Origin of the sequence: Limnobaculum eriocheiris (genome assembly GCF_021010575.1) — a bacterium.
GTDB lineage: Bacteria > Pseudomonadota > Gammaproteobacteria > Enterobacterales > Enterobacteriaceae > Limnobaculum > Limnobaculum eriocheiris.
Genome location: NZ_JAJNAG010000057.1, coordinates 1 through 16,723 on the forward strand (window position 1 = coordinate 1; position 16,723 = coordinate 16,723).

12 protein-coding genes are annotated in these 16,723 nt (G+C 49.8%); 1 reads left to right on the forward strand and 11 read right to left on the reverse strand.

Annotation, left to right across the window (positions count from 1 at the left end):
• The 11 genes from LPW36_RS16055 to LPW36_RS16105 form a co-directional block, all read right to left on the reverse strand.
• Positions 1-1,420: toxin VasX (locus LPW36_RS16055; protein ID WP_338085993.1), on the reverse strand; the 1,420-nt coding region annotated here is incomplete at its 3' end.
• Between the two features lie 13 nt (positions 1,421-1,433).
• Positions 1,434-2,327: a hypothetical protein gene (locus tag LPW36_RS16060; RefSeq protein WP_230611398.1), complete on the reverse strand. Its 894-nt coding sequence runs from the start codon at positions 2,325-2,327 to the stop codon at positions 1,434-1,436.
• 2 nt (positions 2,328-2,329) lie between these two features.
• Entirely contained in the window at positions 2,330-5,341 is a 3,012-nt protein-coding gene (locus LPW36_RS16065) for a type VI secretion system Vgr family protein (RefSeq protein ID WP_230611402.1), read from the reverse strand.
• Positions 5,342-5,345: 4 nt separating this feature from the next.
• On the reverse strand, positions 5,346-8,084 hold the full coding sequence (gene tssH, locus LPW36_RS16070; protein ID WP_230611405.1) for a type VI secretion system ATPase TssH: 2,739 nt from the start codon (positions 8,082-8,084) through the stop codon (positions 5,346-5,348).
• 116 nt (positions 8,085-8,200) lie between these two features.
• Positions 8,201-8,689 (reverse strand): Hcp family type VI secretion system effector, encoded by a 489-nt coding sequence (locus tag LPW36_RS16075; RefSeq protein WP_230611408.1) that lies wholly within the window; start codon positions 8,687-8,689, stop codon positions 8,201-8,203.
• Between the two features lie 10 nt (positions 8,690-8,699).
• A complete protein-coding gene (locus LPW36_RS17890) occupies positions 8,700-10,406 on the reverse strand; it encodes an OmpA family protein (RefSeq protein ID WP_230611411.1) in 1,707 nt (568 codons plus the stop codon).
• 239 nt (positions 10,407-10,645) lie between these two features.
• A complete protein-coding gene (gene tssL, locus LPW36_RS16085; protein ID WP_230611414.1) occupies positions 10,646-11,305 on the reverse strand; it encodes a type VI secretion system protein TssL, short form in 660 nt (219 codons plus the stop codon).
• Entirely contained in the window at positions 11,302-12,654 is a 1,353-nt protein-coding gene (tssK, locus tag LPW36_RS16090; protein WP_230611418.1) for a type VI secretion system baseplate subunit TssK, read from the reverse strand. Before tssK ends, tssL begins: the two co-directional genes overlap by 4 nt.
• Before the next feature lie 21 nt (positions 12,655-12,675).
• Complete coding sequence (gene tssC, locus LPW36_RS16095; RefSeq protein ID WP_230611421.1) at positions 12,676-14,214, reverse strand: type VI secretion system contractile sheath large subunit; 1,539 nt, start codon at positions 14,212-14,214, stop codon at positions 12,676-12,678.
• Between the two features lie 37 nt (positions 14,215-14,251).
• Positions 14,252-14,764 (reverse strand): type VI secretion system contractile sheath small subunit, encoded by a 513-nt coding sequence (gene tssB / locus LPW36_RS16100; RefSeq protein ID WP_230611425.1) that lies wholly within the window; start codon positions 14,762-14,764, stop codon positions 14,252-14,254.
• A 590-nt stretch (positions 14,765-15,354) separates the two neighbouring features.
• A protein-coding gene (locus LPW36_RS16105; protein WP_230611429.1) for an IS3 family transposase occupies positions 15,355-16,463 on the reverse strand; the annotation gives its coding sequence in 2 pieces (ribosomal slippage) (positions 15,355-16,211 and positions 16,211-16,463; 1,110 coding nt in all).
• Positions 16,464-16,651: 188 nt separating this feature from the next.
• On the opposite strand from LPW36_RS16105, the gene LPW36_RS16110 reads away from it, so the two are divergent.
• Positions 16,652-16,723 (forward strand): IS1 family transposase (locus LPW36_RS16110; protein ID WP_338085959.1); only part of this gene is annotated, 72 nt, incomplete at its 3' end.

Here is a 16,723-nt window from a genome sequence, read left to right on the forward strand (position 1 = left end):
CAAGTTTATCTGTGGAAAGTCTCTTCTGCAGTTTTTCCCACTCTTTTTTAAAGCCAAACTCAGCGGCTTTTTCTGGTGTAAGAACCAGTCTGGTCTTCGGGCCCAGACTGGTCACTTTATCCGTTGGGGGTAAGGCAATCTCTTCCCAGCCTTCACTTAATAACCGAGCTTTTTCCCGGGCATTATAGGCATCACCTCTTGGATCTCCTGTGGGGCCAGAAAAATCACGATACTGAGGTTCAGTAAACTTTTCATCAAAATAATCCCGTAGACCAGCTTTATAACTGGTAATACAGGACATTATTTTACGTTGATAGACCAACTCTTGTTTAAAATATTCTGGTACTCGATTTGATTTTAATTTCGCTGTTGTTTTTGGAGAATTCTGGAAAATCTTAAATAGTTCATCACTGAGTTTCTTTAATGGCAATTTGCTATCTAATGCTCGGTTCATATAACTGTCAATTGCTGACTGAGCCTCTTTCTTATTCCCCATAGCATCAGTATTTTCAGCGTAGTCTTTAAACGCTTTTTGAATATTATCATCCATTAATTTGGCCTGTTCCCAAGCTGGCATAATTAATGGTTCACAATTTATCAGGCGCTGTTTATTAAACTCTTCTGCCAGTCCAAAGGTATCTTCAACTAATATCACGCCGACTTTACAGTTATTCTTTTTAGCCAAATGTGCAGCAATATTATTTAATTTATCTTTAGTGCCTTTTTTAGCCAAAGAATTAAAGTTGTGTGCCGTATCAAATTTACCTTTCAGCGTTTCATTCTCAAACTCTAATAACTTAATTTCACCGTTTATCAATTTATCAAAATCAAAACTTCTGCCGGGTGATAATTGAGATGGTTCGGCCTTTGATCCGTCATTAATGATCACTTTAGTAAAGCGCGTTAAGTCCGCATCTGCTGATGTATATTTTGAACGAACCTTCTCTGACCATGCCCGACGGCTGTAAGCAATCCACACCGTTTCATTATGAATAGACATATCAACGTTAATAAATAACGAAGGCAAAGTATGATCGTCTTTTACGCAACTTTCCGGTAACGGTTTAACATCGGTTTCGCGCATTTCTTTAATAGAACGATAACGAAAGGCACCATCTGGCGTGACCTCATACCCTAAAAACTCTTTAGCCCCACCCACTTTAGGCTCTAACAGGACATATACATAGCCAGTTCTTAATGTTCTTAGTACATATTCATGTGCTTTCAGCGCTTCTTCTGGTTCCCTGTCGTTTAATGACGGAATACCAGCCGACCACTTAATACCATTTAACTGTTTTTTTACCGCTGATTTTCTAACTAAAAATAGAGGGAACCCTAAACGTTCGCAGACACCACAACCACCGTTAGCAATATCCGCAGCTTTTTTAGCTTCAATACAATTTGTTTTATGATCGCTCATCTATGAATCCCTGTTATCTTCTGTCCAGTGATAAAAAAATACGCTCATCTAACTGACTAAATCTTTCAGCTAAACTACCCTCATCTTTCAATACAGAGACTATTTCCGCTGAAAGTTCCGGGCTATTTAATAAGTTACCGTATTGCAGTGAATTTAAAGAAAACACAAAGTTATCCTCTGTATTTAATAGCCCCATATTTCGACCCGCTTTATATATTTCAGCAACGTCGATCAAACGACACTCAGTCAAAGGTATCCCTCTTTGTTCACACAACTCATGCCATGCTAAAAAAAGGTGAAGGATCTTTCGGGCCTCTCGCTGATATAACTTAGCCTCTTCGGTAATAAAAACTTCCATATCCAATAGTGAATAATCTGTCTGACGGATAGTCTTTAAGCCCGATGTGGTAGAGAAATAGCTGTAGGTCTCAATATCTTTTAATGCCGAAATTAACCACTCAGGGCAAATGGAATTTCCTTCCTGAAGTAGTTGCATTCTGAAAGGCTCAAAATAGGGAACAAAAGGCAACCCCATCGTTCTCCCCATTAATAGTCCAATCTCAACAAGACGCTCTGACAACGTTTGAAGCTGGACTTTGCTGGTTATCCAGCTACATACATAACGTTTTGTATATGTACTCTCTTTTCTGGCCCAATTTAGACTGTTCCTGAGGAGATCAATATCAACATCTTGGCTGGGATGAGAAATAAGAATCAATTGAGGACAGGATAACGGATCATAAGCAATTTCGGGACGCAATACGGGCATAACCCGGTTTTGACCGAACATTTCCGTTAATGTATCTATATGTATTGGACTTAGATTTCCCATTGGTACCAAAGGGTCAAGCAATAAATAGCGGTAGAGAGAACGGTCATGATTTATGACGGATAATAGTGCATCCATGTTTACAAATTCTCCTTACAAGAGGAGCCAGCAGGCAACACTGGCGCTGGCGGTGAATAACTTTCTGGCCCAATAATATTGAGGCTTGCCATTTTCACTTTCAGGTCCCCAGGGCCAATAAACGTAATTCCCCCACCTTCCATCACAATAGCGGCCCCATCACATGCCAGCGTCAAACGGCTCTTTGCAACTACCATGACTTCACCATCTGTACTGGTAATCACCATATTCTGCTTAGAGGTTAAGTTCATTTCATCATCTTGAGCTTGAAGTTCTAATTTCCCTTTACCAGCAAAAATTTTGATCCCCATTTTATTGGCAAACAGGCTAATAACTTCACCTGCTGTAACAACAAAGCGTTTAAAGGCACTGATATCAACGGTATTCTGAGCCGTTTGAATGATGTTTCCACCTGCCGTATTTTGAATGCTCGAAGGGGTAACTGAAGCAATTCCAGCCGGTGCATAAGTTAAAACTGCCTGGCCTTTTAAATTATCAAGTGATGATTGTAATAATGCACTCTGTGCCTGAAGGTCAGCCAGCTCAGCTTTAGCGGCCTCTGCCATTTGATTCAGTGATTCCACCATTTTGTGCGCCTGCTCTAATTCAGCAATCACACTGTCCATGGTTAACTGCTGCTTCTGAGCTTTTGACTGCTCTTCAGTAGTAATAAACAGCCCTTTCCCCGCCCGTATCGCCCCCCACTCATCGGTACGCAGCTCAAACCCTTCCCCTCGCTGTTTACGCTCCGCATCCACCAGATGCCCCATATTCAGCTGGGTTTTGCCGTATTCGGTGGCGACTTTGATGTGTTCTTTGCCGCGCTCGTCGTCCATGCGCAGTTTGTTATTGGCCGGGGTGCGGATGAGGTTGCGCTTATGGTTGGCGATGGTGACTACATCCCCGTGGCGGGAGTCGTGCATGGCGTGGGCGATGTATGGCCGGTCCGGGTTGCCTTCGGTAAAGGCGATGGCCACTTCGGTGCCGTCAATCAGCGGGAAGTGGATACCGTAGGTTTCACCGGCGTAGGCTTTTGCCAGCCGCATCCACAGGCTCTCTTCCCCTTTGCGCCAGCTGTCGTTCAGGTCGAAGTCCATCTTCACCCGATAGCGACCCTGTGCATCGATATAGCTGTAGGTGTCGTTATCCGGGCTGGTCACCCGTGCCGGTAAGGTGCCGCTGATGGTCGGCCAGACCAGACGAGCCGGACGATACGGGCGCAGGACGTCGTAAGGAATACCGGTAAAGCTGATAACATAAGCCTGTTGACGGTCGCCCTGCGTCTCTACCGACACAATCAGAATACCGCTGCCCGCTTCCGCTATCGGCGAGCCGGAGACGGTCAGAATTTGTCCCGGTGCCAGATGAGATAAGGTAGTTTTACCACTGATGGTGATTTGCTCGGTCATAAAGCGCTGATGGCGCAGACGGGCGTACCAGGCTCCCTGACCGACAGCTTCCGGTTCATCACTGGCGCTGTCTTCACCTTCATTGTCGTTCAGGCCATTTAGCAGGTCACCGCCCTTATCCGATAAACCACTCAGGGAACTGCCAGCGCTGTCAAAAGCACTTTTAACCTGACCGGTCATATTCTGTACCGCACCGGTCACGCCGGATACGGCTGAACCGGTAGCCGTGCTCACCGAACCTGCCACGCCGCTTAACTGGCTGACGCCGGGAATATCCCCCAGACCATTCGGCATCATATTGCTGAACTGCCCGGACAAATCATCCTGCGCGTTGGCGTGATTGGTATCCTCGCCTTTATCACGGTAGTGCTCACCGTAGACGTAGTGCTGACCACGGGTGGTTTTATCTTTTTGCGCGCCGTTGACGTCCGACTTCATGCCGGTTTGCGCGTTGCGGTAGTTATAATCCTGAGTCAGCACGCTTTGCGGCACGGTTTTACGTGCCACCGACATGTCCCAGACTGATTCCACACCATTATCGTTATTGCCGGATGGCTGACGATAATGAGCGGAGGGGCCGTCCTGATATTGCTGTTCAGAATCACCAAACACCACCACATCACAGCTGTGTTTGGCATGGGTTTCAAAGCTGAACCAAATTCCGCTGTCCGCCAGTAAGCGGCGAATAAAGGTTAAATCACTCTCCTGCCACTGGGAGATGTACTCTTTTACCGGGTAGGTTTCTGTCAGCTCAAAGCGAAAATCTACACCCGTCATTTCATGTTGACGCAGAACCTGCTCCACCACCTGTGGCACCGTCTGATTCTGGAAAATGGCGCTGTTTTGGGTGTTATTCAGCAGAGCTAAACGGGGTGATAAAGTCACCGAATAACGGGCTTCGTCTGCTGAACTGGTCAGTTGACTGAAGGCGGTGACCACCGCGTAGATAATCCGGGTTTCACTTTCACCGACGCCCAGCGAACTGGCCATGCCGCTCAGGGAGGACAGGCCGGAGCCGGCTTTGCCCAATAAGCCCGAGGCTTTACCGGCGATACCGCCAATAGAATTCGCCATTCCCCCCAGTTTGCCCGCAGCAGAACTGGCCTGACTGACCATCCCCATACCGCGATTAGCCATCTGGCTGACGCTGTTAATGGAGAAACCACCGGAAGGTGAATGAGGCGCGCTGCCAATCTTGTCGCTGAACATGCCACCAAAGGCGTTAAATGCGCTCATCAGTTCATGGCTTAACTGACCGGCTGCACCGCTCAGGCTGCTGATACCACCCGGTGCCAGCGTGAATACCGCTTTTTCACTCAACACCTGTTCCATGGTCAGGCCATGCTGTGCGGTAAACTGAATATCGTATTGCCAGGTTTCGCTCAGGTGTTCATGACCCTGTACGCTTAACACAGACAGTGGGGCGTTCAAGCCATCAATCGCCAACTGATAACGGTTTAAACCATCACCTAATGATGAAAAGCTTGCGGCAGAACTGCTGGTACCGCTGCCATTGCCGCTCTGACCTGACACTCCGCCCAGACCAAAGGCCTGAAGCTGTTCGTCCAGCAGATCTTTACCCTTTTTTATCAGTTGGTCTTTCATTCCGTTACTCCTTTTCTGACTCGCAAACGCCCAGGGTTATCTCTGCTTCCGGTACAGAATGTGCAATCGGGGTGGTTCCCTGTTCAATGATATCCAGCGTGATGCCGTCCTGTTCGCGGTAACCCAGCGCCAGCGCTTTGACTTTTTTCTGCTGTGACTGCATTTGCAGCAGCGTTTGTGACAAGACCGGCAGGATTTGCTGGTTCAGCAGGCTGTCGATATTGCGGGCACCGCTGTCGGGCAACAGGCAGGCACTTACCAGCTCGTCAAACAGGCTCTCTTCCACCCGGAACTCAATGCCGTAGTGGCGCTGCAATCTTTCAGCCACCTTGCCCATTTTTATCGCGACAATTTTTCTTAACGCTTCGGCACCCAGCGGACGGTAAATCACGGTCTGGAAACGAGCCAGTAAGGCAGGTTGGAAGTGGTCGCGTAAAACCGGATGGATTGCTTCATGCAGCATGGCGGTGGTGGCCTGGGGTTGCTCTTCCAGCAGCGCCATCATGTCATCGCTGCCAAGGTTAGCGGTCATCAGAATCACGGTATTGCGGAAGTCAATTTCACGCCCTTCACCATCGCGCATAAAGCCACGATCAAACACCTGATAAAACACATTGATCACATCGCGATGGGCTTTTTCCACCTCATCCAGCAGAACCACGCTGTAAGGGCGACGGCGTACCGCTTCCGTCAGGACCCCGCCCTGGCCGTAGCCCACATAGCCCGGAGGAGAGCCTTTCAGTTGAGAAACCGTATGGGCTTCCTGATATTCAGACATATTGATGGTAATCAGCGAGCGTTCGCCGCCAAACAGAATATCCGCCAGCGCCAGTGCACTTTCGGTTTTTCCGATACCCGACGGACCCACCAGTAAGAACACCCCTAATGGCCCCTGCTCCGGCGTCAGTCCGGTTTTTGCCGCCCGCAGGCGTTGCGCCAGTGATGTCAGGGCTTCATCCTGCCCGATGACCCGCTGCGCCAGTTCACTTTCTAACATCAGCAGGTTGCTTTGCTCATCTTTCATCAGGCTTTCTAGCGGAACGCCGGTCCAGTCAGCAATCACGCTGGCAACGGTGCGGCTGTCCACATCCAGCGATAACAGCGGTACCGAATCCTGTACTGCATAAAGCTGCTGCTGAAGCTGATGAATCTGCCCGGTTATCTCCTGGGGCGTTTGCGGTAAATCCGACTGATTCAGCCAGGAGCGTAATTCAATCAGTTGCTCAATAATTTGTTTTTCACGGGTAAATTGCAGGGTGCGTTGCTCAATGTTCTGGATCAGTTCCTGCTGTTTCGTTTTAATCTCTTCCGGACGGGACGCCGGGATGGCCTCGCCCAGCTCACGGTCTTCACTCAGGGCAATGTACTCATACTCCAGCGCGGAAAGCTGGGCTTCTAACAGCGTGATTTCTTCCGGGATGGTATCTAACCCCATGCGCACCCGGGCCGAAGCAGTATCCAGCAGGTCCACCGCTTTGTCCGGTAACTGACGGCCGGTGATATAGCGGCGCGACAGGGATACCGCGGTACGAACCGCTTCATCTAAAATATGGACGCCATGATGCCGGGCATAGCGGGATTTAAGGCCGCGCAGCATCAGGGCTGACGTTTCATCATCCGGCTCATCCACTTTGACCATCTGGAAGCGACGTTCCAGCGCCGCATCGCGCTCAAAATACTGCTTGTACTCAGACCAGGTGGTGGCGGCAATGGTGCGCAGTTCACCCCGGGCCAGCGCAGGTTTCAGCAGGTTAGCTGCATCGGCGCCCCCCGCCTGATTACCGGCACCGATAATAGTATGGGCTTCATCAATAAATAGCAGAATGGGCGTGGGTGATTGTTGTACCGCTTCAATCACATTTTTTAATCGCTGTTCAAACTCCCCCTTCACGCCGGCACCTGCCTGAAGCAGACCTAAGTCCAGCGTGTGAATATTGACCGGCTTTAAACTGTCCGGAACGTTACCTTCGGCAATACGTAAGGCCAAACCTTCAACCAACGCCGTTTTCCCTACGCCGGGCTCACCGACCAGAATTGGGTTGTTTTTACGACGACGGGATAAAATATCCACCATCTGACGAATTTCCACATCACGACCAAAAACCGGATCGATTTTTTGTTCTTTTGCTCTGGCGGTCAGGTTGATGGTGAAACGGTCTAATGCACCGGACTGTACCGGGGCCGTGTTATTTAGCGTGCCCGGTGCCGTCGGGGGGATATCCGTACGGGCGAATTCAGCGCTGTCATAGGTGGGTGCGTTAATCCGCGCCGGGCTCTCATCAGACAGCTCGTCCAGAATGGGTAATAAACGCTGAAGCTGAACCTGAGATACGCTGAGTAACGGCCAGGCGTCACGGGCTTTCAGCCATTGAGGGTTGTCAATCAGCGCCTGAAGAATATGGGCTGAACGCACGGAATCCGCCTGATTTTCCAGCGAGGCAATCAGCCAGGCTGACTTTAACAGCTCTTGTACCACGCCGGATAAGACCGGCTTTTGCTGTACCGTATGGGGTAAGCTTTCCAGTTGGTTAAGCAGAGCCTGCCATACGCTGTCCAAATCCAGCTCATAACGACGCGCGATCACCGTCATATCGCCGCACCCTTGCTCCAGCAATTTCAGCAACCAGTGTTCTAAGGTGATTTCTGGGTGTGCACGCGTCTGGCACAGGCTGGCGGCGGCGTCTAACGCGCGGGCGCAATACGGGTTTAATCGGCGTAGTAATACGGAAGGATCGGTGATCATTGGCAGCTCCCTGGCACAACATGATTTTATATTGGAGATAGATGCACCGGCAGAAATCCACCGGTGCATTGCTGCTTGTTTCAGGACTGCTTCACATTAAGCCCTGACAGTCGCAATTAACTGCGGCCTTCGTTCCAGCTGTCAGCGTGGATGATGTTGCCATCTTTGTAAGTCCACGTGATTTTTTCGTAACGCACTTCCACTTCTTCCAGGTGGTTGTAACGCTCTTTGCTGGGATCTTTGATGTTGTGCATGATGGGCTTGATGGAAACCACTTTCACGTTGTCCATCAGGGTGTTGAAGTACTCCACTTCCTGACCGGAATCATCAATACGGAACCATTTGATTTCAGCGGATTTCAGGGTTTGACCGGTGGTCACCGCTTTGTACAAGTACGGGGATGATGAATCCACTTCTTTCACAAAGGTCAACGGCGCATGTACGCGAGTACCGGTTAATTTGCCGGTGTTACCATCAGTTGGAATATGAACCTTATGGTCAAACTCAACCAGTTCAATACTGCCTTCACGTCCCTGAACCGTCACCGATCCCTTGATGTCTGCACCGCCATCGTCTTTAACAAACAGATATGCAGGAATTGCCATTACTCTCTCCTTAGTTTTGTTGAGATATCTGATGCCCGGCGTTCGGCTGACACGCCGACGCCTCCGGCACCAGACTGATTTCCACCCGGCGGTTAGCCGCTCTCCCTTCTGCTGTCTCATTGTCAGCAATCGGTTGAGTGGCCCCGTACCCCTGAATGGCGAAACAGGTTTTCTCGATATCACTGGTTTGTATCATCCAGTCGCGGACTGACTCCGCTCTGGCCAGTGACAGCGTCTGATTACTTTGTGGATTTCCTGTGACATCGGTATGGCCTGCTATCAGGATCAGCCATCCCGGTTTCGCTTTAATATTGATTAACGCGTCCACAAGAATTTTGGTTGAACCGGCTTTCAACTGCGCTTTTCCGGCATCAAACAGCGACATACTGTCCAGTCGCACCAGCTTCGGTAGCTCCTCGGGTGGAGGCGGCGGAGGGGGTGGCTGGTAATGTTTAATTGCCCTATCCAGCGGGATGATTAATCGCCCCGCGGTATACAGCCCCACACCCAGTCGCTCGGGTTCCCCTTCCCGGTAATACTTATCCAACAGTTGACGGTCGGTTTTCAGCACGTTCAGGCTGGCTAACTTCTCGTCATAGCGGTCCATGGCAATCTGCCGGTAGGCTGTCAGATCCCCGGCGATATGGTGCAGCAACTGACGGTTGTTATAAGCCGAGGCGCACAGCGCAACCGCAGCAAATAACGCCGTCAATATCACGGCATGGCACAGCGCCCGTTTCCTGGCCGGTAGCTGACGGTACACCGGCATGTCTTCCACTAACCGCTCAGGCAGAGGGATTGACTCATTCGCCGTTGAAGCGGCCGGCAGCGATAAGGTGGTGACCTCTTCCAGATAGCGCCGCCAGACGTTTTCACTGTCCACCGGTAAACTGACGTTCAGACACGCTACCGCCCCCGGTATCCACGAGGGAACCGGTTGTTGTGTATCGCTGAGTACCTGAATAACCTGCTCATCCAGCCACTGTTGTAAGGTTTTCAACATCACCGCCCGATGCTGGCGCCGATATTGCTGTTGCGGTTCTCCCTGCTGACACCACTGATTTAGCGGTGTGTGGCAGTCATCTAAAAGACGTATTCCCGGACTCTGCTTATTCCACCAGAACCAGGGGGCTGACTCTGATGGCTCATCACCCAGTCGGGCATTGACGGCCAGATAGCCCGGCAGCTTATAGCCGCTGGTTTTACTGGCATCCGCCCATGACTGACGAAATGTTTGCAGATAGCCCACCAGTGACGGGCTGTTGGTATAGCGTTCCGGGGTCAGGGTGAACAACACCCCGGTCCTTCCTGCCATATCAGGCCAGCGACCGGTCAGGGCATCGGCCGTCAGGGAGAGCGCTGACATATCCGGTACCGCAATCCAGATACACTTGCCGCTTACCGCTACCTGCTTATCCTCTTGTTCGGCAAAGTAACGGGCGGTGGCATCGCCGGTGACGAATATCACCGGTAACCGGCGCCTCAGGCGCTCCGGCAATGCTTCCAGTTGTTTGTCCAGCGCATCCAGATAAGGGGATACCTGCTTAACCTGTCGGGTATACCGTAAGGTGCGCCACCCTTTATATCCGCTGACCAACAGGGTCAGCACACAACCTATAACTACCCAGCCGGTTGGCAAAGGTAGAAAGAACAGCAGCAGAGCCAGACAGAGACAGGTGGCATACAGCAGCTGCACTCGCCAAGGGTAATCACCCACTTTCACATCCTTAATGTCAATCCCACGTCGATTTTGCCATGCCGTATCGTTTGCAGGACGTCTTACCCCATCGACAGGGTAACTAACCCGGGTATAACGCTAAGCTGTCCACACGTCTTAAGGTCAATACCTCCGGGGTTTTCCCGGTGTCTGTGTCAGTTTTTTGCTCCTGTAAAACGCCGGATGAATGGCATGGGTTTTCATACCGGCGGCTATTACAGTGCCGGATTGAAAAGTCGTTATGCGCCCTGTAATAGCTGAACCAGCGTGCTGTCCAGATGCTGGCGTAACAGCATGTACAGTAAAATCACCGCCATCACGGCAATCCCGGTCCAGAACAGCAATGAAGCGTGACGCCAGAAGCCGCCGTTTCCCTGCACCGCGTTGATCATCGACAGGTTTTTACCCGTTGAGGACCCCGGCAGCCGCTCACGAACCGCCATCACCAGCTGTTCTCTTTCCGTTTGTGGCTGCGACAGATAACGCCCCTGAAAACCCAGCCCCAAAATGCGGTCATAACAGGCCAGCACCAGCGGTGACCCTTCCGGATGACGAATACGCTGACGGATACGCTCAAACAGCTCGTCACCCGCCTGATAGGTTTTAAAGAAGGTGACCTGTAAGGGTGTGCCCTGCCAGACGTTGTACCCTTCATCGTTATTGCGCAACAGCACGGTTTCATCCAGCAACGCACAGGCGGCGTAGCTGATATCGTTCACCACGTCCGTCGCGCATTGCATTTCGGTTAAGCGCTGACGCAGTTGGTTGATTTGTTCCACACAGCGTTTGTACAGCGCCTCCCCCTGCTCTACCACGGACCCGGCACGCAAATGCACCACCGTCAGGGCGACATCACGCAGCAGTTCATCAATGGAGACACTTTTCAGGTTTTGACTCATGATTTAAATACCGCAAACAGTTCCAGCGAAACGTCCGGCAGCGAGCGCGGAACATAAAACTCGCAGCAACGTGCTGCCAGCATGCTCTGCGCGGCCGGATGGGTTAAGTCCAGCGCGAAGTACTGATTATCCAGACGCAGCGGAATAGCCGCCGGGACATGGCTTAATGCTTTGAGCGGAACGCCGGACAGCGCTGAGTTAATGATTTGATTCACATCATCCGGAGAGCCAACTTTGCACAGCACCGGCATCAGTTCCAGCAGTTGATGCGCCGGTAACGATGAACGTACTGACAGATAGAAATCGGCCTCTTCGGTCAGGCGGCTGTCCTGCAAACGACCGGTCCAGCGGGTACCGTTGCTGTGAACCAGATCGACGGCCATGACACGGGATGGCAGGCTGGCTTCCAGCAGTTGGCCCGTCAGCTTAAACAGCGGCGGGAACACCCGGTCCAGTTGGGTATGCTGATAAGACGGGATCGCCTCAACGTCATGCTCCAGCGAGAACGTCAGCAGCGCACCGGCCAGTGAGACCAGTTGCTGGTAAAGCTGTTCCGGATGGGTAACCGGATATTGTTGCAAGAATTTAAGCAACGGCTCATGGCTGTTCAGCGCGTTAAGCAACCAGAACAGCGACACATCCGCCACAGCGAATTCCGCCATTTGTTGATTGCGTTCACGGCGCATGCCCATCAGGCGCTGGCGTTTTGACTGCACCTGCGTGCATAACATATCCAGTTGCCGGGTCAGTACGCCATTGCTGGCGGCTAAACTCAGTAACGGCGGCAGGAAAGCCGGTTCAAGGGCAAACAGACCATTCGCATCACGTTTCAGGCGAACCAATGGACAGGTGAGATAATCCCCCTGCTCTTCAAAATCAAACAGCAGCGTCAGCGCATAGCGCTCAACGGCAATGGACTCATTGCCCTGACCAAACACGTCCTGAATGTCTACCCATTCCTGCCGGTAGCGTAATGGCCGCTCAGCGTAGTTCCCCTCCTGATGACAGTTTCCACCGTTAGCATGCAACAGTGGCAACCCCAACAGCACCGTCACTTCATTGCAGTCGGCCGGAATGCTTTGTTTCAGGTCACGGGCCGGAGGCAGAGCATCCGAGACGTCGGTATCCACCCAACTGCCGTCGGGAAAACGCACGCTTAAGCTTTCTGCATTGAGTTTATTCAGTGTCAGCGCCTGAGTGTCAAACGCCACGCGCTGAACGCCCCAGGGATTAGCCAGGCAGAGCCTGGCAATCTGATCGTTACTAAACGCTTCCCATCGACTTTGTTGCTGGAATTGTTCCGGCGACAAAAACGCACCTTCGCTCCATAACGGGCGGTGGATCTTCATTATTTCAAACTCCGGATAAGATTAAGCCTTGGCCTTTGGCATTTGAGAAACCATCGATAAATTGATGTCCATGCCTTCAATCTGGAAGTGAGGAATAAGGAAGGTTTTCACGCGGAAGAAGCCCGGGTTATCTTCAATATCTTCTACGGTCACTTTTGCCTGACGCAGCGGATGCGATGCCTGAACTTCATCACTGGGGTCAGTCATTTCGGTGACCAGATTATTGATCCAGGCATTCAGCTCCAGCTCCAGTACGCGGCGGTCTTTGGTGGCGCCGATGTTTTCACGCTGAATCACTTTCAGGTAATGGGCAATACGCGACAGCAGGAAGATGTACGGTAAGCGGGCATTGATCCGGCTGTTGGCGGTGGCTTCTTTGGTGTCATACAGGGCCGGCTTCTGGGTTGAGTTAGCCGAGAAGAAGCACGCATAGTCGCGGTTTTTATAGAATGACAGCGGAATAAAGCCCAGGTTGGCGAATTCAAATTCACGGGTTTCCGGGATAAGCACTTCCGTTGGGATCTTCACCTGATTACCGGTACCCAGGTCATACAGGTGGATGGGCAGATCATCAACCAGACCGCCCGCCTGCGGACCGCGAACCTGTACACACCAGCCGTTACGCACGAAGCTTTTCACCATATTGGCAGCAAACGCAAAGGAGGCGTTGGTCCACAGGTATCGGTCGTGATCCGGCCCTTTCACTTCTTCGGTGTAGTTGAAGTTACGCACCGGTACTGTGTCTGGCCCATAAGGCAGACGTGCCAGAACGCGTGGCAGCGTTAAGCCCACATAGCGGGAATCATCCGTATCGCGAAAGCTCTTCCACTTGGTGTATTCAGCACGATCAAAGTAGTTAGCGATATCTTTAATCGCTGCCACTTCTTCCATGTTGTTCTTACCAAAGAAAGCCGGGCCAACGGAGGCAATAAACGGCATATGCGCCGCCGCTGCCACTTTAGAGATATTGCGCAGCAGTGCGATATCCTGCGGACCACGGTCAAACTCAAAGTTAGAAATGGTCACACCAATTGGCTCACCGCCCGGGGTGTCATATTCCTGAATGTAGGTATGACGGTAAAAACCGGTTTGGATGGTTTCCGGCGCATCTTCGAAATCTTGCTGTAGCGCTTCTTTTGAGGCGTCCAGCACTTCGATCCTGACGTTACGACGAAAATCGGTGCGGTCAACCAGAAACTTCAAACCGCGCCATGCTGACTCGATAGACTGAAACTCAGGGTGATGCATCACCGCATCCAGCTGTTCGCTCAGTTGTTTGTCGATTTGGCTGATATGGAAATCCAGCAGGCTCTTATCCAGCTTGTCCACTTTTTGTGCTGATTTCTGAACCATATTCAGAAATACATTCACCGCCATGGTGACGCGTTCGTCAGCAGAGGCTTCCGCCAGCGCATCGTTATCCTGAAACTTAACGATATCGTCAAACTGCGCCACCGGCGTGAGATTAATTTTATCAAACAGCGACTGATAGACGCTGCTGGCATCTTTTACGACGGTGCTGGCCGTTTTGGAACGGGGATCTTGTGTAGAGGTAGACATAAACAATCCTTATAAAATACGTATCAAAGAAAAATGATTACTGAGCGTCAGCGCCGTTTGGCAACGAACCAATTGCCGCTAATTCAGCGCGCAGTTCGTCCGACAGTTGCTCATCTTTTAAAATACGTTCCAGCTCCAGACGGAAAGTGGCGTTATCCAGCAGGTTGGATTTCAGGTCGCGTAATAAATTACGCATGGCCAGTAATGAACGTAATGCCGGGATCTGTTTGGCTACCTGCTCCGGCTCAAAATCTTTCATATCTTTAAAACTTAGCGATACGTTCGTTTCGCTATCATCACCGGCCAGGGTGTTTTTGATGGTGAGTTTGGTTTTCGGGTTTAAATCCGCTAATACGGCATTAAAATTATTTTTATTGATGGAGATCTTTTCTCTTTCAGCAATGGGCCGATTTTCCTGACCGTGGCTGTAATCTCCCATCACTAATAATTTCAGCGGTAACTCAACTTTTTTCTGTGCACCACCGGTATGAAGATCCAGCTTGATATTGACGCGCGCAGCGGGAACTTCGTTTTGAAAGCTGTCAGCCATAGTTTTAGTCCTGATCCTTATTGGTAAAAAACACCACAACTACGTTCCCTATTTCCTTGTGTATCAACTAACTGAAATATCCGAGCGCTCGGATGAGGTACTGCCTCATGGTCGATAACCGTGGTTTGTCTGTTGGTTATTGATAAAAGCGATATTCGATTTTTTGAATGACGTATATCCGGGATGATTGAATTGAGCTTAATTAGTATGAAAAATAATCCGGCTATTAAGCTTTATATTGGGGGTGTTATATCAAAATTGATTTTGGACAAATACCTGTTAAGGTTGACAGTTGACAACTTGAGACATTAATTTAATTTGAATTATTTACATTTAAATCATAGAGTTGATTGATGATCTCAATTTTGAAGAGATTGTGATTATTTTTAATTTCTATTAAAAAACCATCTCACAATTGATTTTTATCAAATTTTACCTGCGGTCTAGCTTCCTTTAATAAAAAATAAGAAAAAAACCGGAAAATAATTATTAATGAGTAAGCTTGGCTTTTTATGTTCTAAAGGGAACCTATAACGTTTACTGGAAACTCTCTAAAAGAGAATCGTCTGTTTTTGTAGTCCCCCCAGTTTTTAGTACCACCGCAAGTTAGAGTCCCCAGCTAGTTTTTGCCTTGCATAGATAACCGGCGGTATATTGCCTAGTGAACTATGCGGGCGTTCTTCATTGTATTCCGTCCGCCAGTTTTCTGTTAATTCTCGTACTTCAGACAGCGTTCTGAACAGATACATGTCGAGTATTTCCGTTCGTAATGTCTTATTGAAACGCTCAATAAATCCGTTCTGCATTGGCTTTCCCGGTTGAATAAAATCCAGTATAACCCCATGCTGCTCAGCCCACTCCGATAAGGCTGCTGCGGTAAGTTCCGGCCCATTATCGCTTCGGATAAACGCTGGATAACCTCTTTCTGCGCTGAGTCGCTCCAGAACGCGTACTACACGATGCGCCGGGATATTTAAATCCACTTCGACTGCCAGTGCTTCTCGATTAAAGTCATCAACTACGTTAAACAACCTGAAGCGCCTTCCATCCATCAAGGCGTCGCTCATAAAATCAATTGACCAGCAGTGATTCATGTTAACAGGGACCACCAGAGGCCGCAGATGCCGGTTGGGTAAACGTTTTTTACCTTTACGTCTGAGGTTAAGTTTTAACAGACGATATATTCGATAAACGCTTTTCTCATTCCACGAGTGCCCTGCCTGACGCAGTTTGTTGAACATCAGGCCAAATCCATAGGCCGGATAGTGATCCGCTAAATTTTGGAGCGCCTCGATCACCGGAATATCCCGTTCGGTATTCGGGCGATAATGCAAAAGACTTCGGCTAATACCAATCATTCGGCACCCGCGTCGCTCGCTGGTCTGATGTTCCGTCATGACATAGCGCACCAGTTCGCGTTTTTCGGGAACCGTTAAAGTTTTTTTGCGACGACATCCTTGAGAATTTCGTGGTCCAGGCTCAAAGAGGCATACATCTGCTTCAGTCGTCGGTTTTCTTCTTCCAACTCTTTCATTCGTTTGATATCAGAGGACTCCATACCACCATATTTGGACTTCCAGTTATAGTAACTGGCCTCTGAAACACCATTCTCACGACAAACATCCTTTACATGTCGACCGCCTTCGACTTCTTTCAGGACTCTCAAGATCTGGGATTCGGTGAAACGTATTTTCTTCATAGCGCACCTCCATTGGTTACATTTTAACCAAAGGACTCTATTAAGTGGTAAGACTAAATTCGGGAGGGATTACATTTTTACGGGACGTATGCCATATCAAAACAAATGAATGCAAGTGATCAATAAATCGTTCATTCGGTCGTGACGCATATTTAGTGTTGTGGTATTCTTCGCCCTTTGGATGATTGATGGCAAAGATTGATGTAGTTTGTCCCCGCTGTTCTGAAACGAGTGATGTGATCCGAAACGGTCATTCCACC

Coding starts and splice junctions, on each gene's coding strand:
- tssH (WP_230611405.1), bottom strand. CDS start 8,084: ATGATCACCGATCCTTCCGTATTACTACGCCGATTAAACCCGTATTGC.
- LPW36_RS16075 (WP_230611408.1), bottom strand. CDS start 8,689: ATGGCAATTCCTGCATATCTGTTTGTTAAAGACGATGGCGGTGCAGAC.
- tssL (WP_230611414.1), bottom strand. CDS start 11,305: ATGAGTCAAAACCTGAAAAGTGTCTCCATTGATGAACTGCTGCGTGAT.
- tssC (WP_230611421.1), bottom strand. CDS start 14,214: ATGTCTACCTCTACACAAGATCCCCGTTCCAAAACGGCCAGCACCGTC.
- LPW36_RS16060 (WP_230611398.1), bottom strand. CDS start 2,327: ATGGATGCACTATTATCCGTCATAAATCATGACCGTTCTCTCTACCGC.
- tssK (WP_230611418.1), bottom strand. CDS start 12,654: ATGAAGATCCACCGCCCGTTATGGAGCGAAGGTGCGTTTTTGTCGCCG.
- tssB (WP_230611425.1), bottom strand. CDS start 14,764: ATGGCTGACAGCTTTCAAAACGAAGTTCCCGCTGCGCGCGTCAATATC.
- LPW36_RS16065 (WP_230611402.1), bottom strand. CDS start 5,341: ATGAAAGACCAACTGATAAAAAAGGGTAAAGATCTGCTGGACGAACAG.